The 25,789-nt window shown below is 39.9% G+C and carries 28 protein-coding genes and 1 pseudogene; 13 read left to right on the forward strand and 16 right to left on the reverse strand.

The features are described from left to right. Positions 1-38: 38 nt before the first annotated feature. Positions 39-419, forward strand: a complete 381-nt coding sequence (locus AC4CUZ_RS15885) for a VOC family protein (protein WP_151836198.1) — start codon at positions 39-41, stop codon at positions 417-419. Positions 420-664: 245 nt separating this feature from the next. On the opposite strand, the gene AC4CUZ_RS15890 is transcribed toward AC4CUZ_RS15885, so the two are convergent. Continuing rightward, complete coding sequence (locus tag AC4CUZ_RS15890) at positions 665-1,606, reverse strand: M20/M25/M40 family metallo-hydrolase (protein ID WP_151836197.1); 942 nt, start codon at positions 1,604-1,606, stop codon at positions 665-667. Positions 1,607-1,752: 146 nt separating this feature from the next. Here AC4CUZ_RS15890 and rlmH point away from each other — a divergent pair, with 146 nt between their 5' ends. The 3 genes from rlmH to AC4CUZ_RS15905 all read left to right on the forward strand — a co-directional run bounded on the left by rlmH (position 1,753) and on the right by AC4CUZ_RS15905 (position 4,043). Further along, a complete protein-coding gene (rlmH, locus tag AC4CUZ_RS15895; protein ID WP_004980899.1) occupies positions 1,753-2,235 on the forward strand; it encodes a 23S rRNA (pseudouridine(1915)-N(3))-methyltransferase RlmH in 483 nt (160 codons plus the stop codon). Between the two features lie 108 nt (positions 2,236-2,343). Beyond that, on the forward strand, positions 2,344-3,120 hold the full coding sequence (locus AC4CUZ_RS15900) for a dioxygenase family protein (protein ID WP_005399833.1): 777 nt from the start codon (positions 2,344-2,346) through the stop codon (positions 3,118-3,120). A 140-nt stretch (positions 3,121-3,260) separates the two neighbouring features. Beyond that, entirely contained in the window at positions 3,261-4,043 is a 783-nt protein-coding gene (locus AC4CUZ_RS15905) for a DUF4377 domain-containing protein (protein ID WP_087010571.1), read from the forward strand. A 76-nt stretch (positions 4,044-4,119) separates the two neighbouring features. Here the strand turns inward: AC4CUZ_RS15905 and gdhA are convergent, their stop codons facing one another. Next, positions 4,120-5,463 (reverse strand): NADP-specific glutamate dehydrogenase, encoded by a 1,344-nt coding sequence (gdhA, locus tag AC4CUZ_RS15910; RefSeq protein WP_087010569.1) that lies wholly within the window; start codon positions 5,461-5,463, stop codon positions 4,120-4,122. Positions 5,464-5,810: 347 nt separating this feature from the next. Between gdhA and AC4CUZ_RS15915 the strand changes: the two genes are divergently transcribed. Both AC4CUZ_RS15915 and nth read left to right on the forward strand, forming a co-directional pair. Further along, a complete protein-coding gene (locus AC4CUZ_RS15915) occupies positions 5,811-6,605 on the forward strand; it encodes an RnfABCDGE type electron transport complex subunit B (RefSeq protein WP_151836196.1) in 795 nt (264 codons plus the stop codon). A 3-nt stretch (positions 6,606-6,608) separates the two neighbouring features. Further along, positions 6,609-7,319, forward strand: a complete 711-nt coding sequence (nth, locus tag AC4CUZ_RS15920; RefSeq protein ID WP_151836195.1) for an endonuclease III — start codon at positions 6,609-6,611, stop codon at positions 7,317-7,319. Positions 7,320-7,331: 12 nt separating this feature from the next. Here nth and AC4CUZ_RS15925 read toward each other — a convergent pair whose 3' ends face one another. The 4 genes from AC4CUZ_RS15925 to AC4CUZ_RS15940 form a co-directional block, all read right to left on the reverse strand. Further along, positions 7,332-7,529, reverse strand: coding sequence for a hypothetical protein (locus tag AC4CUZ_RS15925; RefSeq protein WP_151836194.1), 198 nt, complete (start codon positions 7,527-7,529; stop codon positions 7,332-7,334). 82 nt (positions 7,530-7,611) lie between these two features. Then, positions 7,612-8,271: an adenylate kinase gene (adk, locus tag AC4CUZ_RS15930; RefSeq protein WP_004980915.1), complete on the reverse strand. Its 660-nt coding sequence runs from the start codon at positions 8,269-8,271 to the stop codon at positions 7,612-7,614. Positions 8,272-8,348: 77 nt separating this feature from the next. Next, positions 8,349-9,665, reverse strand: a complete 1,317-nt coding sequence (locus AC4CUZ_RS15935) for a DUF445 domain-containing protein (protein ID WP_062034448.1) — start codon at positions 9,663-9,665, stop codon at positions 8,349-8,351. 63 nt (positions 9,666-9,728) lie between these two features. After that, positions 9,729-10,247, reverse strand: coding sequence for a hypothetical protein (locus tag AC4CUZ_RS15940; RefSeq protein ID WP_004980918.1), 519 nt, complete (start codon positions 10,245-10,247; stop codon positions 9,729-9,731). A 241-nt stretch (positions 10,248-10,488) separates the two neighbouring features. On the opposite strand from AC4CUZ_RS15940, the gene mrdA reads away from it, so the two are divergent. From mrdA to AC4CUZ_RS15960, 4 genes are all read left to right on the forward strand, one after another. Continuing rightward, entirely contained in the window at positions 10,489-12,534 is a 2,046-nt protein-coding gene (mrdA, locus tag AC4CUZ_RS15945) for a penicillin-binding protein 2 (RefSeq protein ID WP_005399838.1), read from the forward strand. Between the two features lie 2 nt (positions 12,535-12,536). Continuing rightward, positions 12,537-13,103 carry a 16S rRNA (guanine(966)-N(2))-methyltransferase RsmD gene (rsmD, locus tag AC4CUZ_RS15950; RefSeq protein ID WP_195728796.1) on the forward strand — a complete coding sequence of 189 codons (567 nt, stop codon included), beginning with the start codon at positions 12,537-12,539 and terminating at the stop codon, positions 13,101-13,103. Between the two features lie 206 nt (positions 13,104-13,309). Beyond that, a complete protein-coding gene (locus AC4CUZ_RS15955; RefSeq protein ID WP_151836191.1) occupies positions 13,310-14,044 on the forward strand; it encodes a sulfite exporter TauE/SafE family protein in 735 nt (244 codons plus the stop codon). A gap of 164 nt (positions 14,045-14,208) precedes the next feature. Further along, the gene (locus AC4CUZ_RS15960) at positions 14,209-14,544 is read left to right on the forward strand and encodes a hypothetical protein (RefSeq protein ID WP_151836190.1); all 336 of its coding nucleotides are present in this window, start codon (positions 14,209-14,211) and stop codon (positions 14,542-14,544) included. A gap of 69 nt (positions 14,545-14,613) precedes the next feature. On the opposite strand, the gene AC4CUZ_RS15965 is transcribed toward AC4CUZ_RS15960, so the two are convergent. Continuing rightward, entirely contained in the window at positions 14,614-15,210 is a 597-nt protein-coding gene (locus AC4CUZ_RS15965; RefSeq protein WP_171500561.1) for a 1-acyl-sn-glycerol-3-phosphate acyltransferase, read from the reverse strand. A 277-nt stretch (positions 15,211-15,487) separates the two neighbouring features. On the opposite strand from AC4CUZ_RS15965, the gene AC4CUZ_RS15970 reads away from it, so the two are divergent. Further along, the gene (locus AC4CUZ_RS15970) at positions 15,488-15,964 is read left to right on the forward strand and encodes a copper resistance protein NlpE (RefSeq protein WP_151836189.1); all 477 of its coding nucleotides are present in this window, start codon (positions 15,488-15,490) and stop codon (positions 15,962-15,964) included. 112 nt (positions 15,965-16,076) lie between these two features. Here the strand turns inward: AC4CUZ_RS15970 and AC4CUZ_RS15975 are convergent, their stop codons facing one another. Continuing rightward, on the reverse strand, positions 16,077-17,627 hold the full coding sequence (locus AC4CUZ_RS15975) for an arylsulfatase (protein ID WP_171500560.1): 1,551 nt from the start codon (positions 17,625-17,627) through the stop codon (positions 16,077-16,079). A 144-nt stretch (positions 17,628-17,771) separates the two neighbouring features. Beyond that, a complete protein-coding gene (locus tag AC4CUZ_RS15980; RefSeq protein WP_151836188.1) occupies positions 17,772-19,037 on the reverse strand; it encodes an anaerobic sulfatase maturase in 1,266 nt (421 codons plus the stop codon). Positions 19,038-19,947: 910 nt separating this feature from the next. Here AC4CUZ_RS15980 and AC4CUZ_RS15985 point away from each other — a divergent pair. Continuing rightward, complete coding sequence (locus AC4CUZ_RS15985) at positions 19,948-21,165, forward strand: tyrosine-type recombinase/integrase (RefSeq protein ID WP_094148954.1); 1,218 nt, start codon at positions 19,948-19,950, stop codon at positions 21,163-21,165. A 76-nt stretch (positions 21,166-21,241) separates the two neighbouring features. Here AC4CUZ_RS15985 and AC4CUZ_RS15990 read toward each other — a convergent pair whose 3' ends face one another. Genes AC4CUZ_RS15990 through AC4CUZ_RS16000 form a run of 3 tightly spaced genes read right to left on the reverse strand, consistent with a single transcriptional unit; the run spans position 21,242 to position 22,350 of the window. Continuing rightward, a complete protein-coding gene (locus AC4CUZ_RS15990; RefSeq protein WP_151862434.1) occupies positions 21,242-21,628 on the reverse strand; it encodes a DUF3325 domain-containing protein in 387 nt (128 codons plus the stop codon). Next, positions 21,616-21,918 carry a hypothetical protein gene (locus AC4CUZ_RS15995; RefSeq protein WP_125274842.1) on the reverse strand — a complete coding sequence of 101 codons (303 nt, stop codon included), beginning with the start codon at positions 21,916-21,918 and terminating at the stop codon, positions 21,616-21,618. The genes AC4CUZ_RS15990 and AC4CUZ_RS15995 overlap by 13 nt, the downstream gene beginning before the upstream one ends. Positions 21,919-21,921: 3 nt before the next feature. Beyond that, positions 21,922-22,350 (reverse strand): hypothetical protein, encoded by a 429-nt coding sequence (locus AC4CUZ_RS16000; RefSeq protein ID WP_094148950.1) that lies wholly within the window; start codon positions 22,348-22,350, stop codon positions 21,922-21,924. Positions 22,351-22,429: 79 nt separating this feature from the next. Between AC4CUZ_RS16000 and AC4CUZ_RS16005 the strand changes: the two are divergent. Continuing rightward, positions 22,430-23,362: pseudogene (locus AC4CUZ_RS16005) on the forward strand (IS5 family transposase). A gap of 22 nt (positions 23,363-23,384) precedes the next feature. Here AC4CUZ_RS16005 and AC4CUZ_RS16010 read toward each other — a convergent pair. The 4 genes from AC4CUZ_RS16010 to AC4CUZ_RS16025 all read right to left on the reverse strand — a co-directional run bounded on the left by AC4CUZ_RS16010 (position 23,385) and on the right by AC4CUZ_RS16025 (position 25,593). Further along, positions 23,385-23,744: a hypothetical protein gene (locus AC4CUZ_RS16010; protein WP_227556819.1), complete on the reverse strand. Its 360-nt coding sequence runs from the start codon at positions 23,742-23,744 to the stop codon at positions 23,385-23,387. Positions 23,745-24,290: 546 nt separating this feature from the next. Then, complete coding sequence (locus AC4CUZ_RS16015; RefSeq protein WP_094148948.1) at positions 24,291-24,500, reverse strand: acyl-CoA thioesterase; 210 nt, start codon at positions 24,498-24,500, stop codon at positions 24,291-24,293. A 501-nt stretch (positions 24,501-25,001) separates the two neighbouring features. After that, positions 25,002-25,271: a hypothetical protein gene (locus AC4CUZ_RS16020; protein WP_004984984.1), complete on the reverse strand. Its 270-nt coding sequence runs from the start codon at positions 25,269-25,271 to the stop codon at positions 25,002-25,004. A 94-nt stretch (positions 25,272-25,365) separates the two neighbouring features. Beyond that, positions 25,366-25,593, reverse strand: coding sequence for a hypothetical protein (locus tag AC4CUZ_RS16025; RefSeq protein WP_004984985.1), 228 nt, complete (start codon positions 25,591-25,593; stop codon positions 25,366-25,368). Positions 25,594-25,789 lie beyond the last annotated feature (196 nt).

The raw sequence follows: 25,789 nt of genomic DNA on the forward strand, positions 1-25,789 counted from the left end.
CAATAATTTGATCAAGGGATACATGTAGGACAACTAAAATGAAAAACCCGATTGGTTGGTTTGAAATTTATGTGGATGACTTATCTCGTGCCAAACAATTTTATGAATCTGTTTTTAATATTCAATTAACTGAATTAACCCCACCAGCGGATGATAACTCACTGCAAATGTGGGCTTTCCCGTCAGATATGCAAGCCTATGGCGCTTCAGGTGCACTGGTGAAAATGCCAGGCCTATCCGCAGGAGAAAACAGTACCTTAATCTATTTTTCATGTGATGATTGTGCGAATGAAGCGAGCCGGCTTGTTGAGTCTGGTGGAAAAATTCATGAAGCAAAAACTGCCATTGGTGAATATGGTTTTATTGTGCTGGCCTTTGATAGCGAAGGAAATATGATTGGCCTACATTCCATGACGTGAAACGGATGAAACTCCAAATTTTTGCCTAGCTTGTTTGATTTTTTGTATTAAACCTTTTCCACTATCATCCATCAGACTTGAAAAATCGATAAAAAGCCCGATATAAATAATAAGAACAGATACGCGCTGTATGTTTCTTTTTATTGATGATTTGAAATTGCATGGTCATCTGATTCTCCAGACGGATGACCTTTTATCGCAGTTCTCGCTACTTGGGAACTGCGTTTTTTATTGCTCAAAATACATTAAGGTTTCAATAAATGCTGTACCAGCCCATCGATCACATTCGCCATTTTGGTCAAATTCAACGTCGCTAAGCGGTCTGCTTTGGTATGGTAGTGACCATTTCGATAAAATGCCGTATCGGTAATCATGACTGCGGGAATATCAAACTCCCAATAATTCAAATGATCTGAAAAATCAAAAGCATTGGCAAAGCTTGGTGCAACCAAACGCTGACATTCTAATTGATCAAGTTTCTGCATCGCTGCACAATATCCTGCGCCTAAATCACGTGAACTGACATTACTCACTGTAGCAATAAAATTACCATGGGTTGGATAAATCCACTTTAAGCCCACAGGATAGCTTTGGATGGTTTGTTCGCTAAAGAACCCTATCATTTCTAAAATATACACACCTTTAATCTTATCTTTTTGTGACTGAACTGATTTCGCATGCACATAGCTGCCCATTTGTTCAGTTTTAGAAAACGGTGGTTCTTCTAAACTATAGAACACAAAGTCCACATTGTTGGGTAGTTTAGCCTTTTGCTCTGCCAAAATACGTGCCGTTTCAATCACGCCGGCAACACCAGAGGCATTGTCATCTGCACCATCTTGATCGCCAAAGACGTCATAATGCGCCCCGACAATCACGCGGTCTGGACGTCCGACGTTTAAACTACACACTACATTTCGGTAGATTTGCTGATTGGCAGTAAAATTTTGATAGTGACATGGGACGCCCAATAAGCGCATTTGTTCTTTGATCCATGCAGAGACACGATTCAGTTCATCAAGGTTTTTATAGTTACGTGCTTTGCCCTGACCAATCACTTGCTCCAAATAAACTTGTAGGTTTTGTTCATCAGCCATTTTGACGTTGCTTGCAAATACCTGCCCTGTGAAAGTACCCAGTACAACAATCAACAAAAAAGCCTGTTTTTTTAAAGTTTTGAGCCACATTGTTATTATTCCAAGTATTTCTTATTCCTCTCATCTGTTGAATTAAGCAACATTAGTTCAGTGAATTCAATTGCATTTTGTTTCGTCTCACTGCAAAGCCTTGCTTTCACCGTTATAATGAATCGTCTCCTTATACATGACCCATTATGAAAATCCGTATTCTGACCATTGGTCAAAAAATGCCTGCATGGGTACTGACTGGTTTTGAAGATTATTTCAAACGTATTCAACCTTTTGTGCAAACGCAGATTATTGAACTGCCAATGGCAAAGCGCGGTAAAAATGATTCAGAAGCAGATATTTTAAAATACCGTCAAATTGAAGGTGATAGCATTTTAAATGCAATGAAAGGAAACGAAGTGCTGATTGCTTTAGAAGTCGGTGGTCGTGAGTTTAGCACCGAAAAACTGGCAGAAACCATGAAAGGATGGATGCTTGAGGGCAATGATATTGTACTGGCAATTGGTGGGCCTGACGGTCACTCTGAAGCAGTACGTAAAGCAGCTGCTTGGCATTGGTCTTTATCCAAACTGACCTTACCTCACCCGATGGTTCGCGTGATGCTGATTGAACAACTCTACCGAGCTATGAGTATTAACCATAATCACCCTTATCATCGTGCAGGTTAAACTCAACTATTGTTCTTTTTTTGGAACAATACGTTGATATTTCCCCCATTACACAGATGATAAGAATCTGACAAAATTCTTTTCATCTTCTGCTATTAGGCTTTCACAATGAACTTACAAACGCTACCCGGCTTATTCATTTCTCATGGCTCACCCATGCTTGCGTTGAATCCAGAGCAAGTTGGGCCTGCGTTACATCGTTTAGGCCTAAACTTACCGACACCACAAGCAATTGTGATTATGTCCGCTCACTGGGAAAGTAACTCACTTGAAGTAAGTACTGGAGTTCGTCCTGAGACATGGCATGACTTTCGAGGCTTTCCTGCTGAGCTTTATGACATTCGCTACCCAGCACCTGGTCAGCCTGTTTTAGCCGAAGAAATTCTACATTTATTGGCAGAAGCGGGTTTTTCAGCTCATGCAAACAGTACTCGTCCGCGTGATCATGGCGTTTGGATGCCTTTACTCCATATGTATCCAGATGCAGACATCCCTGTGGTGGAAATTTCACTCCCGATGAATCTGTCGGCAGAGGAGATTTATAAAATTGGACAAACTCTTGCACCACTACGCGAACAGCAGGTCTTGCTGATTGGCTCAGGGAGTATTACCCATAACTTAGCTGAGCTGTCTTGGCACGGTCAGTCACAAGCGGTACCTGAGTGGGCATCGACGTTTCGTAATCATGTCGTCGCGAAACTTAGCCATCAGGACTTTGACGCCATTTTAGACTGGGAATCGATTCCTTTTGTCCGTCGTAACCACCCAACGTTGGAACACTTTGCCCCAATATTCTTTGCGATGGGTACAGGTCATCGTTTCAATATTGTGCATAGTAGTTTTACCATGGGTGCACTGGGCATGGACATTTACCGTTTTGATTAATGTATAAATTTTACTTATATATTAAAAAAAAATATTTATGGATACATTTTGAAACCCAAAAGAACTGAATGTATCCATTCTTTTAAAAACAACATCGGATATCATGTATCTTGTTATTTTAAATCAAGAACTTGTAACCCATGAAATTAAAATATTTAGCGATTGCCCTTTTCCCACTCGCACTGGCTGCTTGCCAATCATCTGATATTCAAAAAGTAGGAGATTTGGCTGTGTCTGTACTACAACAACAAAATGCAGATCAAACACTCGCAAACTACCATTGGAGTGCAAACACCGCAGATGCGCCTAAACCATTGGTTTTAAACTTTGACAAAAAAGCAGGTCGCTTAGGCATTGCAACCAGTTGTAACGGTATGGGTACCAGTTGGAAAGTTGAAAACAATCAAATTGTAACGGGTAACCTGATGGCGACTCAAATGGCATGTGAACCAAAAGCCATGGCTCAAGAAGGTGTTGCAGCAGATTTATTTGATAACCGTAAAGCACCGTTTGTTTTAAACCTAAATGATCCTGATGCACCAACATTGACCGTGGTATCGGCAAAGGGTGAAAAAATTGTATTCACAGGTAAGCAAACTGCTGAATCGAAATATCAAAGCCAAGGTGAAACTGTTTTCTTAGAAATTTCACCAGAAACCAAAACATGTTCTGCAGGTGTTGCCCGTATGGAATGCCTACAAGTTCGTGAAATTAAATATGCTGAAAATGGCGTAAAAACGCAGGTCGATAAAGACTGGACGTTATTCTATAACCATATCGATGGTTTCACCCACAATCCGAAAGAGCGTCAAATCGTACGTGTTAAACGTTTTGAAATTGCCAACCCTGCGGCTGACCAATCAAAATATGCTTATGTTCAAGACATGATTATTGAACGTGAAGCGGTAAAAGGTTCATTGTAATCGTTCAATGACCTAGAAAAAAACCGAGGCCTAAAGCCTCGGTTTTTTATTGGGATTTTTCTAAGTGTATATAAACTTAGAATACGCCTTGAGCAAGCATTGCATCTGCAACTTTTACAAAGCCTGCAATGTTGGCACCATTTACATAGTTCACAGTACCGTCTGCTTGTGTACCGTATTTCACACAGTTACGGTGAATTTCTTTCATAATCGCATGTAAACGCTCATCGACTTCTTCAAAAGTCCAACCCAAACGCAAAGCATTTTGTGACATTTCTAGGCCAGAGGTCGCAACACCACCCGCGTTGGATGCTTTACCTGGTGCATATAAAATTTTCGCTTCAACGAATTTTTCGACTGCATCTAAGGTAGAAGGCATGTTTGCCCCTTCAGCGACACAAATCACTCCATTTGTAAGGAGTACTTCAGCATCCGCCTGATCTAACTCATTTTGAGTTGCGCATGGCAATGCGATATCACATGGAATAGACCATGGACGCTGACCTTCTAAGTATTCAAAGCCATGCTTAGACGCAAACTCAGAAATACGACCGCGCTTCACATTCTTCAGTTCCATCACTTCAGCAAGTAAAGCATCGGTAAAGCCTGCTTTTACATATACCGTACCCGCAGAGTCAGACAATGAAACGACTTTTGCGCCTAAGTACATTGCTTTTTCAGCAGCGTACTGCGCTACGTTACCCGAACCAGAAATCGCGACTGTTTTACCTTGGAAGCAGTCGCCACGGGTTTTCAGCATTTCTTCAGCAAAATACACTGTGCCGTAGCCCGTTGCTTCAGGACGCGCCAAAGAACCACCAAAGGTCAAACCTTTACCCGTAAACACAGATGAAGTGTCATTGCTCAACTTCTTCATCATGCCAGCCATATAACCCACTTCACGGCCACCCACACCAATATCACCCGCAGGGATATCCGTATTTGAACCTAGGTGACGGTATAGCTCAATCATTAGCGCTTGGCAGAAACGCATAATTTCGCCTTCAGACTTACCCTTAGGATCAAAGTCTGAACCACCTTTACCACCACCCATTGGCAGTGTGGTTAACGCATTTTTAAAGGTTTGCTCAAAGCCTAAGAATTTTAGGATCGATAAATTCACCGATGGGTGAAAACGCATACCACCTTTAAATGGACCAATCGCCGAGTTGTATTGAACACGGAAAGCACGGTTTACATGGGTTTGACCTTGGTCATCCACCCATGAAACACGGAATTGAATCGCACGCTCTGGCTCAACCAAACGCTCTAGCAAACCGTGGTCTGCATAACGAGGATTTTTTTCAATGAACGGCCAAAGGCTGGTCATGACTTCCTCTACCGCTTGTAGAAACTCGGGTTGATGTTCATCACGTGTTTTCACGTAATCTAAAAACTCATTAAGGCTGTTATATTTCAACGCTTAATCCTCAGCAGAAAATGGATCAAAATTGGTCAAATTTTATAAACAATGTTAAATTTTGGCGCAAACAATTAAATATCTTTTACCAACAATTCACAACACATTTCTATAAAAAAACATATTTATCATTTATATAACAATTATTTATATAAAATATACCTAGAAATTTGTTATAAAAAAACACCAATGAAAACACAGGCTTAAAATCTTTTTTTGCTCAAAAATGATGCAGTTAATGAACCATTTTAGAACACAGGATTAATCAAAAAAAACATGGTAAAATTCAGTGATCTACCTATTTCTCCTAATATCTCTGCAAATTCAGTTGCAGGATTGGTTTACGCATGAATTCGCACATTTCCCTGATCCAAAATATCGATGCCCTCCTTCCCCAAACCCAATGTGGACTCTGCGGACATCGTGATGGATGTCTGCCTTATGCCCAAGCCATCAGCGAAGGTGAAGCAGCCAATAAATGTGTACCCGGCGGGCAGCCTGTAGCCGATGCATTGGCTCAGTTGCTAAACCGACCAGCATTAATTGCAGAGGAAAGTGTTTGGCCTATTCAAGCCGATGGCCGCCCACAGAGAATGAAAGCAATCATTCGTGAGGATGAATGCATTGGTTGTACCAAATGTATTAGTGCCTGTCCTGTAGACGCCATTATTGGTTCGGGTAAACTCATGCACAGTATTTTGACTGATCTGTGTACAGGCTGTGAACTGTGTATCCCGCCTTGTCCTGTCGACTGTATTGACCTTATTCCAGATGTAGACGGCATACCAACGGAAATCTTGCGCAAAGCTGAGCAAGATGATTTAAGACAACGCTATTACGCACATATTCAACGTGAAGAAAAACAGCGCCTACACCGTAAAGGTCCAGTGGTTCGTGCGGAAATTGATACGGCTTTATTTGCCCAGTTTTCAGCACAGAACGATGCTGTACCTGATATTCAGATCATTGAAAAAGAACCAGAAATGGCAGCAAAGCTTGATGCAAAATCCACGATTGAGCTGGCGAAATTACGCGTACAAATTAAAAAATTAGAAAAGCAACTCAGCGTTCGTGAAGATGAAAAAAAACGTCTGTTGTTGGATGACTTAACCCAACAGCTTCATCAGTTACAGGGAGCGTAAAGCATGCTAACGACAAGCGGAAAACCTGTAAAAAACATGACCAAAAAGCAAATTCAAATCTTTTTTGAACGTTTACGTGCACAACGCCCAAATCCCAAAACTGAATTAAATTATTCGAGTCCTTTTGAGCTGTTGGTGGCTGTGACCTTGTCTGCTCAGGCGACAGATGTGAGTGTCAACAAAGCTACAGATAAACTCTTTCCAGTCGCCAATACACCTGAAACTATTTATGCCTTAGGGGTCGATGGTTTAAAAACCTATATTAAAACCATAGGCTTATATAATGCAAAGGCTGAGAATGTCATTAAAGCCTGTAAGATACTGATTGAAAAACATAACAGCATCGTGCCAAACAATCGTGCGGATTTAGAAGCCTTGCCCGGTGTAGGACGAAAAACAGCCAATGTGGTGTTAAATACTGCTTTTGGACAACCGACGATGGCGGTCGATACGCATATTTTTCGTTTAGGCAATCGTACGGGATTAGCAGTCGGCAAAAATGTGCTTGAAGTCGAACACCGTTTAATGAAAGTCATACCGAAAGAATTTATTGTCGACTCACATCATTGGCTGATTTTACATGGTCGATACTGCTGTATTGCACGCAAACCGAAATGCCATGAGTGTATTGTTTCAGATGTGTGTAACTGGCCAGATCGTTTTGAATTTGGTGCAGCACGTATTGCCACAACGACGATAGAAGCTGAACATTAAAGTTCAGTTTTTTTATTTTTGATTTGATTTATCTTTGAAATCTTGCTGCAACTTCGGATGTAACTGACGTTTTGGCTGCTTCTTCGACATTTTTTCTTGTTTACTGACATCGCGTAGCATTTTTACGCTAATGTAAAACAAACCCACCAATACCGCCGCAGCAACAATAATTAAAACAATGATTCCAACTTGTGCCACACGCGACTCCATTTTTAGAGGATCAAGAAAAAGAGCCCTAATATGACTTAGAGCTCTTTCAATGTCAAAACATTGCCATGTTTAAAACATGCAATTATTTGTCTTGATCAAGAATCGCGAACAAATCTGCTTGTACTTCGTCAATTGGACGTAAGCCATTCAGCTTGTCATAGGTTGGTGCATTTTCACCAGACGCTGCGCGACCTTGGTAGAAACCAACCAACTGTTCAGTTTCAGTGTGGTATGAACCCAAACGCTTACGAATCGTTGCTTCTTGGTCATCTGGACGCTGTACCAGCTCTTCACCAGTTTCGTCGTCCTTACCTTCCACTTTAGGTGGATTGTAAACGATGTGATAAACACGGCCTGATGCAGGGTGCTGACGGCGACCAGAAAGACGTTGTACGATTTCTTCGTCAGGAACATCAATTTCAATCACGTGATCAATGTTGATACCTTCATTTTCAAGCGCTTCGGCTTGAGGAATGGTACGTGGGAAACCATCAAAGATACAGCCATTTACACAGTCAGGTTGCGCAATACGTTCTTTCACTAAACCAATGATCAGTTCATCAGATACAAGACCACCATTGTCCATCACGCTTTTAGCTTGTAGACCGAGTTCAGTTCCTTCACGAATTGCAGCACGGAGCATATCACCGGTTGAAATTTGTGGGACATTGTAGCGCTTACAGATCAACTGAGCTTGTGTACCTTTACCTGCTCCAGGTGGTCCGAGTAAGATAATGCGCATAAAAAAACATCCTCATTTAAACAATGTATTTGACACTTTGTACATATCGAAAAATTCGACATATTTTTAGCATCTAATTATAAGAAAGCTACAAACAAATGTATTGTACCCGCAATGAAGCCAGTTACCCCACCCAATAAAATCAAAATCCATTCGTCTTCCTGAAATGCAGGACGTAATAAGTTTTGAAATTCTTTCGGCGTTAGCTCTCGAATACGGTCTCTAAACATTTTATAGATTTTCTGTGCACGGCTCGCATTGAACGCTGGGTCGCATACAGGCACCATCGTAATTTCAATTGAACGATCAATCAAGTCCGTCTTCAGTTTTGCGTATTCACGTGGACCTAAAGACAGTTGCAAAGACGTTCTCACCAATGGCGTTTCCATGATTTCATTAATATGACGTTTGACAATACGACGGGTCTTGTCTTTTTTATTGCCATACATCATTTCAGTCATGATGGATTTTAACGTAATCAGGTCTTCTGTGACTACACTTGCAAACACATCAGACACTTCTTCTTGGCGCTTCATGAAAGCGCCTTGTACATTATAAGTCCCAATGCGCGGAATCACAGGTTTAATCCATGGAAACTTACGATCTTTTGTTAATTCAGTCAGTTGTAAGTATCGAACATAGTGTGGCTCAATTGGATTAAACACCATCCAAATCGCAATCCAGTTGGTTAAGAAGCCCCATACCGCGGCCCAAAATGGCACGGTCCAATGCCATGGCACCACAAACCAAACAATCATTTGGAAGATACCAAAGAACATCCCAATGAGGGCACTAATATGCCAAATAAAGTTGATTTCTTTCTGACCCACTTTCAAGAACATACGCACCATTAGTCTGCGGTCACCTTCCATTTGGCTGACCACCATATCGCGCATATCCACAAGTGACTCGACGTTCATGGTCAGTTCGGTCACTAATTCTCTGAGCACAGCCGGAAGCTGTTTGTGTGCCTGCGCATAAATTCGACGCTTAATCGAATAAGGTAAGTTTTCCCAAAGTACAGCATTACGGTCAATCATGACTTCATCAATCAGGTGCTCAAGTTCAAAACCAACTTGCTCACCAATGATTCGCGCCATATCCTCAGGATCCATTGCATCTAAAAATTCACGCAAAGAACCAAGTTTAGATAAGGTGTTATCCGTAATGATGCCTGAAATACGCCCCGCTTTTCTGGGCACAATACCCTGCCAACCCACAGGCAAAGGCCCAATATGAAACCCCCAAAATGTAATCGGGTAAAAGACCATTTTCAGGGCCATCCAAACGTGTGCCCAAGTCACAAAAGCAGTCACAGGAATAATGCTGAGTACAGCCCAAAAATCGGGTCGATTCAAAAAGGTTTGCCACAACTGATTGACGTACTCAAGCATGCATAACTTCCATATTTAATTTTATTAACTGAATTATATAGCGTTTTAAAAAAGATATTGTGTCTATAAACCGAAACTTAGAGTATAGGAAAATTGTAGTCTCGGTTCAGTTTCTGCAACCACATAGCCCGATTTGGCTTCGAGTTTTTCCCCTGCACCAATCCCCACACTGAAAGTGCTGATTCGCTCAGGACTAAGTAACACATAAGCAAGATCTACACCACCACCAAGGCGAGATTCGTACTCGCCATCTACTTTCTTGCTGTCAATATGCCCTGCGTAAACACCGAGATAATAGCCATTTTTATCTTTACCAGTAAAATGAACTGGAAATCTAAAACCCAGCTGACCACCTACAGGGTAATCATCATTGATAAATACCCCAGCTTTTGCGTATGCAATGCCATAAGGATTCACCCACTCCAAATTGGTGTGCAGTAATTTCTGCGTTACACCAGCCCCTACATTCCACGTTTGAGCACTGCCAGCAGGAATTTTCGCATCTGGCAAAAAGGAATTATCTTGAGCGTAGGCTACGTTTGCACAGGCAACAAGTGCCAACACTGGATAAATTCTTGTCATTATTGTCACCATTATCCGTAATGTTATTTTAGTAATTGGTCCCTTTTTACAGGATTTTGACTGTAGCAGAATTTATAAAACACTTATATACAGCAATTTATATTTTTGATGTCTATAAAGTCAAAATTTAGGCAAAAATGAAAAGCAGAAGCAGCGATAACAAATATCAAAACAGTGTGACATGCGTTAGAATAGCGCGCAGGTATTTTCCTCTTTATCCATGTGTTTAAGTCGATTTGGTATGAAACAGCACTTTCCTTTAAAAAATGTCCAACAAGAAAAGCGCATTTTTCGAAATCGTACCTTTATTTCCATGGGTATTGTGGTTTTCTTCTTGCTGATTTTAGTCACTCGCTATGCCTATTTGCAGCTGGTTCAATTTGACGAGTTTTCAACTGCATCCGATCAAAACCGTATCCGCCTACAACCTTTAGCCCCTGCACGTGGTTATATTTATGACCGCAATGGTGTGCTGTTGGCGGACAACTATCCAGTCTTTACCGCGACGATGAGTCGAGCGGATGTGACGGATATTGATGCCACAATTGAACGTTTAACGCCAATCTTAGAACTCACACCAGATGATATTGAGCGCTTTAACAGTCGTATTAAAGCCTCACGTAAAACTGAACGCGTTTCCATTAAACTTAATCTCAATGAAAATGATATCGCTCGCTTTAGCGAAGTTAAGTATCAATTCCCTGGGGTTAATATCGAAACCCAGATGACGCGCTACTATCCACATGGTGAGCTATTTGCCCATGTGATTGGTTATGTAGGTCGAATTAACGATAAAGAATTAAAAAGTATCAATAAAGATTTGTATGCGGGCACTAACCTGATTGGTAAAATTGGGGTAGAAAACTCCTATGAAGATTTGCTGCATGGTGTACCAGGAAATGAGTCGGTCGAAGCCGATGCGCACGGTAACGTGTTGCGCCATTTAGGTCGCAAAGAACCCGTTCGTGGTAATGACTTATATCTTTCACTCGATTATGGCTTGCAGACGGTTGCCTCAGAGCAGCTTGCAGGTCGTCGTGGTGCAATCGTGGCGATGGATCCACGTACAGGTGAAATTCTGGCCTTGGTCTCAAGTCCAAGTTTTAACCCTAACCTGTTTGTCACGGGGATTAGTCATACCGACTATAGCGGTTTACGCGATAACCTCGATCAACCGCTATATAACCGTGCTGTACAAGGCGCTTACCCACCCGGCTCAACCATTAAACCGATGTTTGGTTTAGGTGGTATTCATTATGGCTTAATTGATTGGGGCACGGCCATTTCCGATCATGGCTATTTCACACTTCCGGGCGATTCGCATAAATTCCGCGACTGGAAAAAGTCAGGTCACGGCGTAGTCAACTTGCATAAATCACAAGTAGTCTCTTGCGATACCTTCTTCTACATTCTGTCGTTCCGTATGGGCATTGAAAAAATGAACACATGGATGCGCCAGTTTGGCTTTGGTGAAAAAACTGGCGTGGATTTACCAAGTGAAAGTACAGGCCTTTACCCCAACCCTGAATGGAAAATGCGTACCCGTGATGCCAAGTGGCTCAAAGGTGAAACCATTTCAGTGAGTATTGGACAAGGTGCTTTTACAGCAACACCGCTGCAATTGGCTATGGCAACAGCCATTACCGCCAACCATGGTTCACATGTGATTCCGCATGTTTTACAAACAAGTAAAGGCGCAAAACCACATAAAGACTTAAATGCACCTGATGGCAGAATCCAGTTCAATGGCACCGATCAAGACTGGATACAAATGCGTGATGCCATGGTCGATGTCATTGAAACAGGGACTGGACGTGGCATTCGCACGCCAATGTATAAAATTGCAGGTAAAACCGGTACGGCACAAGTCAAAAGTATTGCCCAAGGCAAACGCTACAATGAAGCCCTGTTAACCGAACGGCAGTTAGACCACGGTTTATTCGTGGGCTTTGCACCTGCGGAAAACCCTGAAATTGCGATTGCAGTAGTGTGGGAAAATGGTCGTCATGGTGGTTCTGCGGCACAGCTGGCTCGTCCGATCTTAGACTACTGGCTGCTCACACGTCATAAAAATCCAATTCGTCCACAAAACCATCAAATTAGTGGTGGTTTGATGACAGCGGGGATTAAACCGGGTGAATTACCAAGTGGTAGCACGCCACCAGCGACCACAACTGGGACAAGTGCAGCTACGCCAACCAGTACTTCCAATACAGCACCCGCTTCAACAACGGCAAATACAAGCCGTTCAGCTACACCACCTTCTGCACCTGTGGAGTCAGACTAATTATGAAAAACCAACTCCGCATCATTGGAGGGGACTGGAAACGTCGTCAACTGCCTTTTGCCAATATTGAAGGTTTACGCCCTACGCCTGATCGCGTACGTGAGACTTTGTTTAATTGGCTCATGTGGGATGTACAAAATACCAATGTTTTGGATATTTGTGCAGGTTCAGGTGCGTTGGCATTTGAAGCCTTATCACGTGGTGCATCAAAAGTAGTGATGATTGAACCTGACCGCAGTCAAGCACAGTTTTTAACGCAAAACTTGGAACTCCTTAAAGTACCTAAGTCCCGTGCCCAGTTAAAAGTAGCGACTGCACAGCAAACATTAGCCACCTTAAAAGAACAGTTTGATTTGGTCTTTTTAGACCCGCCGTATAGCCTAGAGCTATGGGAAGAATTGGCCCTCTTGGCTGATCCTCTGATTCAAAATAATGGCTATATTTATGTGGAAGCCGATCGAGATTTAAATCTATTAAAACTCCCAACGTCGTGGGTGCAAATAAAGAGCACCAAAGCTGGGACTGTTCGCGCAGGCTTATATCAAAAGAAAGTGGTGGTTTGTCCATAATCTAGACACTTTTATGCCCTTTTGATTTACGCCATCACGAAAGAAAGTGGTCTTAGCGAATATTAGTGTGGTTCTGAGCTACGCTATGTATGAAGATCAATATACATATTCAAAATCAAGCTAAGGTTTCAGTCATTTTACATGTCTAAAACTATGTAGACCGATCAAAAAACCGTACACTCGCTAAAATTTTAAATATATCGCATATGACTTGGTTGATCTTTATCTTAGGTGCAATGGTGGCGGGTTTTGTACAGGGACTCACAGGCTTTGCATTTGCCTTAATCGCCATGTCATTTTGGGTCTGGATCCTGGCACCTCAGCTCGCAGCGCCTCTGGTGGTGTTCGCCTCAGTCTGGAGTCACCTGATTTCCTTAAAGTCAGAATCTGCCTTTCAACTTGATAAAAGCCTCGTTGCACCTTATATCCTTGCAGGTCTGATTGGCGTTCCATTGGGAACCTATCTATTAGACATCATTCAAGCACAGACCTTTAAACTGATACTAGGAATTTTTTTGATTCTTTGGTGTCCATTGATGCTAATTAATCCCCAGATTCGCTTCATTCAAAACTCTGGAAAATACGCCGATAGCAGTATTGGTTTTCTTGGGGGTGTATTGGGTGGGGTGGGAGGCTTTTGTGGCTCACTGCCTTCAGCTTGGGTCATGTTAAAAAACCTTCCTAAAGAGCAACAGCGCTCAATTTTAAGGCATTTTAATTTCGCCATTCAGCTATTCACCTTACTCACCTATCTGCTCCGCGGAAATTTAAACTTGCAACATTTGCCCTATATGGGCATCTTACTTTTGAGTGTGAGTCTACCGGCCATGCTCGGCGCGCAATTGTTTTATAAAATTTCTGAGCGGCAGTTCAAACATACGGTACTGGGTTTATTGTTTAGTTCAGGCTGTTTTCTATGTATCAGCTATCGCTTTCTGTAGTGCTATAAAACCTGACTCTGAACTTTGGCAATGGCTTGGGTCAGCAATTGTGTATTTTGTGTCAATATAGGCTCATCTTTAAACAACTTGGCACTACTAGACTTCCTCCAGCTTCACAAATCTTTATACAATTGGCGCACCTTCCAACCCATCGCTCACCATATATGAAACTGCCTCTTGCACTACTGAGTTTTTGCTTTATCAGTGCTTGCTCCATAAGCTCATCCAAAGAAATAAAACAAGCTGAAAAACTTCTCCAATCTTTTAACTGTCAAAATATAGAGCACGATCAGGCAGACCACAGCAGTATGACCAGTTATCATGAACAAGTGCTTGCCAGCAGCAAACAAAAAGCCCAATCCTATGTAGAAAGCTATCAACATGGCGATCAAATTTTTGACCTGCCACTGCCCGAAGTGATTGAAACACAGCTACAAAGTTATACGGCCGCATGCCAGTCACTAGGTGGGGTTTTACCCAATCCCCAGCAAAGTCTTTAAAATACGATTAGCAATAAAAAAGACAGCTCGAAAACTGTCTTTTTTATTTCATATGACTTAAATTTGAAGTTAAGACACAGTTGAGTCGTTGTGATAACGAGTATCGACACTGAAACCTTGAGGAAATTTAGCAGAAATTTGCGCATAAAATGCCATAATTTCAGCCATATCTTTTTCATAGTCACCCGTAGGATAAATAATTTTACCCACTCCAGTTTTTTTCTTCGCATAGTCCATATAGGCTAACGCAATTGGAACACCTGCACTGACTGCAACATGATAAAAACCTGTTTTCCATTGTTCCTGCTTGGCACGTGTCCCTTCAGGGGTAACCAACATCACCAACTTAGGATGTTCTTTAAAAAGATCACTCATGAGTTGCACCATACTTGGACGTGGTTCACCTTCATGCTTTGGACGACGGTCAATACCTATCCCGCCCATTGCACGAACAAATGGCCCAAATGGCAGTTTCATATAGCTGTCTTTAATAGTAATACGGACATGCACACCTAAGGCCTTTAATGCCAAACGAGCGTACAGCGCATCCCAATTGCTGGTATGTGGCGCTGCAATCATTACACATTGATCGATATTCAAATCCCAATGATTATCAATCTGCCACCCCATTAAGGCCAAACTTTGTTCTGCAAGCTTTTCGAACACAAAAAATACCACATTACTGAAAATCCGCGCCGATTCTAGCAATGCTGCTGATCAAATACACGGCGAGACGCTCAATAAAACAACAATTAATCTATAAACGTATATTTTATTTAATTCCAAATATTTCAGGAAAAATCAGGCTCTTTGAGATTAAAGGTAAAAATACGTGAATAGTATTCTTTATTGAAGATACATAAGCATTCACAGATCTTCACAGTTTCATCTCCAGCACTCCTGTAAGGTAAAACTAAACATTAAGTAATATCGGGTGCTGTATATGCAAAAGACTGTTTTAGCACTATGCCTATCTCTCACCATGTTAACTGCATGCTCAAAGCCAAATGAAAACAATCCTCCACCAGATCACAATGTCACGGCATCTATGGACGACAGTGCTAGCGCAACCGTGATGGATACACCAGACACAGCAAATGCCTTAGATTGGGTAGGCACATATCAAGGGGTTCTGCCCTGTCACGATTGTTCTGGGATCGACACTGAACTTGAACTGACCTTAGATCATCATTTTGTGCTGAAACAAAAAATTTTAGGCAAATCGAATAATAATTATGTCAATGAAGTGAAAGGTTCATTTCAATTTTTGAATGGCTCTGATCAGATGATTCAACTCGACTCATCAGGCGATAGCCGTATTTATTATATTGGTGCGCAATTTATTGAAATGCGTGGCGATAAAGGCCAAGTACTGGATCAACCTGAGTCCAACTTTAAACTCACCAAATCCTTGGAATAGACACTCGCAACATTCTGAATGATTTAAATTGCTTATTTAAATATCACCGCATAAATTTCATCCAAGCATCAAAAAAGGTAGCCAAATTACTTCAGCTACCTTTTTTCATAATTTACTTCTTTTGGTTCTGCATATTTTTGATCACTTCACTAAAGTCAAAAGTTGCTGCTTTTTGTACCGGTGGATAATCCATTAACGATTTGATATGCGAACCAAGCAATTTCTGCATCGGCTCATTGATCCATTGTTTGGTTTGAATAATGTCTGAACGATCTCTAATACTATCAAAAGACTCAAATGGATCCTGACGAAGGTTGTACATAATTGGAAACTTTTGCTTTTGATACTGGTCGTAATAATTTTCACTGGTTTCGAAGTGAACTTTCCATTGATTAATACGAACTGCACGCAAAGTCGACTCATGATAATACAAGAAGTTATCACGTTTACTTTCTTTTGATTTGCCTGTCCAATAGTCGAGATTGTTCACACCATCAATAATTTGCTTACGATTGGTTTTCATTTCCTCTACAACATTTGAGTCACCCGCTGCGGCTGCCAATGTTGTGAACAGATCCATATTGGCTTGAATCCCTGTTTTCACCTGTCCAGCAGGAATATGTCCCGGCCAACGCACCATTGTAGGGACACGAACACCACCTTCATAAGTGGTCATTTTCTCACCACGAAATGGCGTGGTTCCGCCATGATTTTTGGCACTGTGCTCAGGACCATTGTCGGTGGTATAAACAATAATGGTGTTATCCAACACACCCATCTTCTTCATATCGTCCAACAATGCACCGACTTGCATATCATGCTCGATCATACCGCTGCCGTATAAATCATCTTCTGAAGTGGCTTTCGCCGCCAAATAACGATGTGAGTCACGTAAATGGGTAAACATGTGCATACGACTTGGGTTTAACCAAACGAAAAACGGTTTATCTGCTTTCTTGCTGCGCTTCATAAAATCAACACTGGCTGCAATAAACTCATCATCCACCGTTTCCATGCGCTTACGGGTTAAAGGACCTGAGTCTTTACATTTTTGTTTACCCATTACGCCAAAGCGAGGATCGATAGTTTCATCATTATCGTTAGACGAATAACAATGCAATACACCACGCGTTCCATACTGATTCACAAATTCAGGATCTTTTGGATAATCATACTGTTCCGAATCTTCTTCCGTATTTAAATGATATAAATTACCGAAAAACTCATCAAAGCCGTGTACCGTCGGTAAGCTATCGTTGCGATCACCTAAATGGTTTTTACCAAACTGACCATTCATATAACCCAATGGTTTTAGCACTTCTGCCAAAGTCGGCGTTGCAGCTTTAATCCCTAAAGGTGAACCTGGACGCCCTACGGTGGTCATTCCTGAACGAATCGGATACTGACCCGTAATAAAGGCTGCACGTCCAGCGGTTGAACTTGGCTGCGCATAATAATCGGTAAACATAATGCCTTCTTTGGCAATACGGTCAATATTCGGCGTGTTATAGCCCATCACACCATGACTATAAGCACTGACATTCTGCCACCCTACATCATCAGACATAATCACCAAAATATTGGGTGGTTTCGCCATCAATGCAGAAGACAGCAATGCCCCGCCAACTAAAGCTAAAGAGCGAGAAATTAAGTTTTTTTGCATGGTATTTTCCTTAAACAAATTCGTATAAAACGAATTTTCATCCTTGTTTCAAACCCAATTGGCACTAAACGCAAAACGATATCAGTGCCTTACAAATTTAATTTTTAGAAAAATGTTTTTCTAAAAACTAGTGACAATAGTTCCCTAATGCGGCCGTATCCGTTTAGCAATTTCATTCTTTGACAATAGCGCTGTATGAAAAAAACGTTTTAAACCTGAGCAAAGATAATGTAGACCCGCCTCTCCATCCGGGGTCTTGAGGAAACGGTCTTTTGGACAATCTCCCCAGCAATATTGAAGATATGGACATTTTTGGCAGTATTCTGGCAGTGACTTGGATTTGGCATATGCAAATTTCTTTTGTTGCTCAGAAAAAACCAAATCACCTTGGTGAATCTCGTGAATATTGCCCAATTTGTATTCGGGATAAACAAAGTGGTCACAAGAAAATAAGTCGCCATTGTGTTCAACCGCCAAGGATTTGCCACAAATTTGACCCGACACACATTTCTGCGCCCCATAGCCAAACATCATGGAAACCATGTTTTCAAACTGGTCAATAAAGACCTGCCCAAAGTCTTTCTGTAACCATTCTTTCCACACAGTTGAAAGGAATATGCCCCAATCATCGGCAGCAATCGACCAGTTTGTCACCACAGAATCTGAACTTCCCGGTTGTGCTGCTGAACTGCCCAATTTAGGTAAATCTTGAGGATTCCAATGGCCTGGTGCTGTCTGTTGAAACTGGGCACTTTCCATTCCAGGAATCAGTTGAATCATGCGCGGTTGAACTTGGTCTCGGATAAAACGATAAACCTCTAACGGTCGTTTCGCATTATCACGGTTCACCACACATAAGGCATTAAACGGAACTTGATACTGGCGCAATAACGCAGCAGCCTGCATGACTTTGGCATGCGTCGGTTTTCCACCTTTGTTATAGCGATGGATATCATGCAACTCGGCAGGCCCATCTATGGATAAACCCACCAAAAAATCATGTTGTTTTAAAAATGCACACCAGTCTTCATCCAGTAAAGTGCCATTGGTTTGTAAATCATTTTCAATACGCTGATGAGGTTTGGCATATTTTTTTTGCAGCTCAACCACCCGCTGGAAAAACTCTAACCCCATAAGTGTAGGCTCACCACCCTGCCAACTAAAAACCACTTCATTGCCCGTTTGCGCTTCGATATATTGCTTAATATGTAACTCAAGCATCGACTCAGACATACGCGGAACTTTTGGTTGCTGTAACATGTCTTGTTTATGCAAATAGAAGCAATAACTACAGTCTAAATTGCACTGTGCCCCAGTGGGTTTGATCATCACGTGATAGCGATAGGTTTGTCCCTGCACTTGCAGGCTTCTTAATGGCGGAGATTCAGCTTGTATAGGTATCATTCGCATTTTTAGAGTCCTCATTTTTTTCAACGTTCAGGCACAAATTCACAACTGTGCAAAACTATGTACACAAGTCATTCTGCGAAAAGAGATCTGGTAGTTTCATTCCATTCACTGCATGAAGTTTGCTAAAGACTAGAGCCGTTTTGTATTTTGAATAGATTAACCCGAGTGACTATTGCCACTAGACATGCAACAGGAAGGAGGCTATAAGATGACCTTGCAAATCTTTTGATAATTTCAATGTTTTATAATTCATTCTCGTCTTATCCCTAAGCTTAATTTTCATCAGCAAAGCTACCGTGTAAGAGTAAAAATCAACAGCCAATTCCAATTTAGGCATGCTGAAAAATACTGACCCATCTCACACAGTCGCATCGCTTGGTAGAGCACGTTATCAAACTTTGAAAATAGAGAAACCACTCAAAAGAATGGTAATTGCATTTTTTATGGTCGTTATATACTTGAACTACGTCATCGTTCGAATCTAAACACCATTCAGTTAAACCTAAACCAGACATATTTTATAAAAAGTGAAGCTGAGTAATGAATTTTTAAATGATCCATTCATACCTTATGCGCTGGTACGTCTCCGTCTTATCTTTTGTTTTTATTCACACAGTCAGAAAGATCAAAAAGTTCAATAAAAAAGGCCGCTCATGGAGCGACCTTTTTCTTTTCAAATATATGTGAATAACTATGAATAAATTACAAACACTTATTTAATTAGGGTTAGAATTACATCATTCCTCACTGCTTTATTACTATATATCACCTTTCCAGAAATCAAAAGCAACATATTGTTTTACATGGTTTTTTATTTTCACCTTGTATAACCTAGCATGCAATGACATTTCAAAAAAATGTGAGTAAGATCGTGAGTAAATCTAATTAACAAACTTGTTACTCACACACCATGCTAAACGATCTTAAAATCAAACAATTAAAGCCTAAAGAAAAACTTTATAGAGTTGCAGATCATTCCGGTTTATGCATTGAGATACGTCCCACAGGTGCCAAATTTTGGCGGTATAGATACCGTTATTTAAATATTGCCAAAATGCTAACCATCGGGCAATACCCAGAAATTAGTCTCGCTTATGCACGTAGTAAAACAATGGAGTATCGAGAAAAGCTAGCTAAAGGTACTGATCCTATTCAATTTCAGAAAGAAGAGCGTACAGCTGCTATTCAATCAAATGCAGATAGCTTTAAAAATGTCGCAGAAGAATATCTAGAGAAGTACAAAACAGGAAAATCTAAAGACTGGTTTATGAATAGAACTCGATATTTTTCTAAAGACATTTATCCGGTTATAGGAAAAACCCCTATCAAGGATGTCAATTCTAGTGATATTAGAACCATTATAGACAACACTATTACACGCATACGCAAAAGTAGACGTGGTACTGGAGAAGTGAAAGCAACATTTGTACGACAGATTTGTGCTGAAGTACTGCAGTATGGAATTATTACCCAACGAATAACTACCGACCCCACATATGCATTAAGACGTTATATCCATAGACCTGATGTTCAACATGCCCAACCACTCAGTGATGAAGATAAAAAAATCATTCTTCCAACCATAAAAAGTTACGGAGGATGTACCAGCACTAAAAACTCTATCTTAACTTTGCTTTACAGCATGCTCCGCACAATTGAAGTACGAAGAGCTAAAAAAACATTTATTAATTTTGAAGATAAAACTTGGATTATTCCTAGAGCAACTAATGAAGAAGTCTTAGCTGGCAAAAGAAATATGAAAAAGAATCGTATTCATATAATTCCTTTATCAAGTCAATTGATTGAAATTCTAAAGGAACAATTTATTCTTTACCCAAACAGTGAATACATTTTTCCCGGCGATGATGGAATCTCCATGATCGGAAAGAACACCCTTAATTCTGCTTTAGATAATTTGGGTATTGGTCATATTTCTATGCACGACTTCCGTGCTACAGCATCGACAGAATTACATGAAGCAAATTTCAATACTGATTGGGTAGAAATACAACTTGCCCATGCCAAAGGCAACAAAACACGTGCCTCTTATGATCATGCCAAGTGGCTGAAAGACAGGAAGGCTATGTTACAAACATGGGCTGATATGATTGATAAATGGGAATATTAATAAACTACTTTAAAATAAAGTATACATATGAAAGAGTGGTGTTCTTAAACGCACACCACATCATTCCAATTACCAGCTACAATTTTGATTTATAATAAATTATTATTCCTACATAAAATATGCATAGTATTGTAGCCAAACCTACTAGCCTGATAACCCATGCTAGTTGATAACTGAGTAAAAAAACCAGTACTCCCACCCCAAACGTCAATACACCAAAATATGCTGCCAATCCAATCGAAAAGCCCCATATTTGAATACTTAGCTTCAAGACTACAGCTAGAAAAATCCATCCCATAACTCTTAAATACACTGGCTTTAGGAAAGTGACAGGTAGCCAGAAAGGCTTGCATTTGATTAATTGTATGTGAGCTTTATCCATCGCAAAATTAAGGTTTGCCATACCGATAAAATTGGTCGCAAAAACAGTAATTACCGACAAACCAAACATTAAACTATCCATTGTTTTAAGCCCCAATTCACCGTAGCCATAACCATTAAAATTATTAGGATAGCCCACCATGCTTTAATCGAACTTTTGACACTAAATACATAAATAATGATTAATAACCACATGATAAAACTGATGATTAAACCTGTGTAGGTTGCAAGTGCTTTTTGCTCAGAACTCAATGCAATTAAAGATACCGAAATGCTAGCAATCAAAAATCCACCCACAGCTGCTAGAAAACAACGACCAAACACCATCCAACGATATTTTACAATGTCAGAGAAATTAAAAAATTTCATCATTGACTATCCGTTTAGCCGATTTTTTATTGGTATAGGGGTGTTTATTTTTTTCTGTACTTCCAATGTTGCCCATAATAATAATAGACCAATAAGCATCAATCCGATTTCAATATTAACTAACACCCAAGCGCCATATGGAATGGCGACACCTAAATGCCGATCTGTTGTGAAAAAATTTAAAATAGGAAGTAGTAACCAAGCTAAGGCTGCAAAAGCTAAAATCTCCCGCCATGCTTTCATCAATGGTCGGAAAATTGCATAAATAAGAGTGAGTAACCATGCAATAAACAGGCTATGGACTTCCCAATCCGCACGTCCATCAAATGGTACGGGAATCAAACGATTTGCCCAAAAATACATTGCAATAGCAAAAGGCAAACCTGCAATTGTGGCAATATTGAGTTTTTCTACCAGTTGATGACCAAAGCTCACTTTGCCTGCTTTGGTAGCTTTAACTGGCTTTGTTGCACAAAGCTATTCTTGAAGGCTTCTTCAGCAATATAATTTCCAGATGAAGAAGCCTACATCTAAAATCTACCGTACAACAAATTGGTCCTCGTATAACTAAGCTTTAATCAAGCGAGGGAATATTTCAATCTGGTTTGATCCGAATACCCAATGGTATGCACAACCACAAGGCAAGCACGGACGAAATCAAACTTATTCCGATACAGCGATTCAATGCTGTTTAATGATCAAATCTCTATTCCGTCTTTCTTTGCGTATGGTCACTGGCTTTGCTCAAAGCCTGATTAAACTCAGTGGCTTGAATTGGACAGCACCAGATTACTCCACCCTCTGTAGACGACAAAAGCATATTGATATTGCGATAAGCTATCAGAAAAGTCGTGATGGGTTACACCTACTCGTCGACACTACGGGTTTAAAATTTTTAGGTGAAGGCGAATGGAAGCGTAAGAAACATCAGCCTGAATACCGTCGGCAATGGCGTAAACTGCATATTGCTATAGATGCTAAAACCCTGTAAATACGCGCTATTCAGCTCACAACCAATAATGTCAGTGATTCACAGGTACTTGGTGATTTGCTTGATCAGATTCCACAAGATGAACAGATTGACTCTGTTTATACCGATGGAGCTTATGACACCAAGCAATGCCGTCAGGTCATTGCAGATCGGCAAGCGCATGCGGTGATTCCACCTAGAAAAAATGCGAAACCATGGAAAGATACAAAGAGTAGCTCGCTAGAGCGAAATGAATTACTTCGAACAATTAAACGTTTAGGCAGGACACTATGGAAAAAATGGTCAGGCTATCATCGGCGAAGTTTGGTTGAAACTAAGATGCATTGCATCAAGTTATTAGGCGATAAACTCAGTGCTAGGAATTTTGAAAGCCAAGTGAATGAGATCCATGCACGCGTAGCCATATTAAATAAATTTACAGAATTAGGCAGACCACACACCCGAGTTGTGCCTTAAATTTGAGTCACTTAGGGGTATTTTATTTTTTAAATCTTTGTGCAACAAAGCCCTTCATAACTATAGATAGTGGAATCTGGTCTTTCTTACTCTCATCAATAGTAATATGTTGTATGAAACCTGCTAACCATAACAGAAACTCATCTTCATTTGAGATTCGAGGAATTAGGGTTAAATCCAACCTTTTAATACCCTCAATTTTATTCTCATCATCAAAAATGGTCGCACAAATTTCATGATCAACTTTTAAATTACTTGAGTGGGTATACTCTCTAACTTTGAGGATTATCAATGTGAAAAGGCCTTTTTGATCCCTTTCAATACCAACCTCATCCTTAATGTCTTTTATGACTTTTTCAGCCAAAGCTAGATATTGTGGCATGATAATTTCCTTTATATAAATCATACCTAAACTATTATGTGAATACATAATCAATAATTAATTACTCGTTTGTTACGTAAATGAAACTTCCAGTAAATATTGTAAATTCACAATTACACTAAAATTTAACCAGTTTACATATTCTATCCATATTGTGATGTAGTTATATCTTGCAATAAAAAACCACCCGAAGGTGGTTTAACTAAACATCATGGACATCTGTCCAAACTCATAAATGAGTAATGTGAGACCAAATGCTGAGGCTGAAAATACGAGTACTTCTTGCGAGGTCATATCCATCTCCTTCTATTGTTCTATTTAATGCTCTAGTCATTAAGAATGCATTTGACTCTAAATGCAAACAATTATCACAAATTCTAGGGATAGACATGTAAGAGGTTTTATAAAAGTAACTGTGACGTTGATTAAGTGTATAAAGTTTTATAACAACATTTCATAAGAGAGAAAAAACCTCCGCGAATAATAGATATCGAACAGGGTCTTTTATGTCTGATCCATTTAAAAAAATAGAGGCTTAGAACTCTCTTAAGATGGATTGCTTAAAAGTTTACGCATCTGTCTATGTCTTCTAGTGAGACCTAGTACCTCTTTGCGCTTAATAATTTCATCTTCAGTAAAAGGCAGATGATTGATAAGCTCCTCAATCGCCATAACACTATTTTCAATTAAGAAAATATCCTGCTCGGTTGTCCAAATTGAGGTTATATGCTCAGATTTTTTAGGCAGTCTTTTTATAAAAAGAAATTATACCTAATCATGAGGACTTTTAAATTTCTTCAAGCACTCTCGGCATACACAAATTTCTTTATGGTCATTTGTGTAATCAATCTCTCTAGCACCATGAAGGCCAAATATACACATTAATAATCTGATCATCTTATTCCTCCTTTAAGTACCTAAAAAGTATATGTCTTAGGCATCTATATTTATATGAATCCCTGTAAGACAGCATTTCGAACAACTTTATCGAAGTTTGAATGAAATGAATTTTCAGTAGTGTGACTCTTTAACAATAAACAGAAAGTTGCTACCGCACCTATGCTCACCAAAGTTAAGAATTTCATCTTTAATTCCATCCATGTAGAACTTTTGATTCAAACATATCACTGTGATTTGTATTTATCTAACCGCCTTATGATGAATTACTGTTCATAATGTAACCACATTATTATTTATGTAATTGAATTTGTTAAACAATGAAACAATTCCTATTAAATTACACTGATTTATTACAACTTATAAATTTAAAGCTTTATGTGCCCATTTCAGAAATTTATCTTTATCGTTGAAATTAGGGACATTCAATAAATTGATATAGGAAACTTCACCAAAGTTTCCTGAGATTTTATTTGATTCAAGAATTGTAAAATCTTCTTCTCGCCCTACATGTACTTCCCGAAAAAACTCCGTAACTTTCCGATCAAGGTTTAGTGAGGTAAACGCCTCTCTTTCAACTAAAAAGTCATAGATCTGGCTAATCACATGTAGTTCAAATTTTCTATTCATTTTTTCCGTTCTCATAATTATTTTAACAATTGGTTCAATTTAAACTAATTTCTTTTACGGATAAAGACAATAAAAAACTTACTATCAGGGACAGTTAAATAGATTTTCGCTTAGTCTTTGCCAGTAAGATCTCTATACGTTGAGTAACTTCCAATAATTTAAGCTCAGCATCACGCCAAAAATAATAGACGTCACCATGTATGACATACATTTGCTTAATGTAGTTTGCTGCTTTTGTCTTGTTTACTTTTTTAGCATTAAAACATGGTTTATCAAGCACTATTACCCTGCCATCTAAATCACCACCGATATAAATATTCATTTCTATTCTTCTTGTTGTAAGTAATGATTAAAATATATCACAACAAAAAAGCGCAATTATTTGAACGCACTTTATCGACTAAGCATCTGATAAAAAATTAAAATTTATACCAATACGATTTAAGTTAAGCTCCTATTAAAAAAGCCCTACATTTCTGTAAGGCTTTCCCCTTGGTCTTTTGCGCCGAAACAAGGAA

The sequence above is a fragment of the Acinetobacter sp. 789_lipA genome (genome assembly GCF_058242845.1).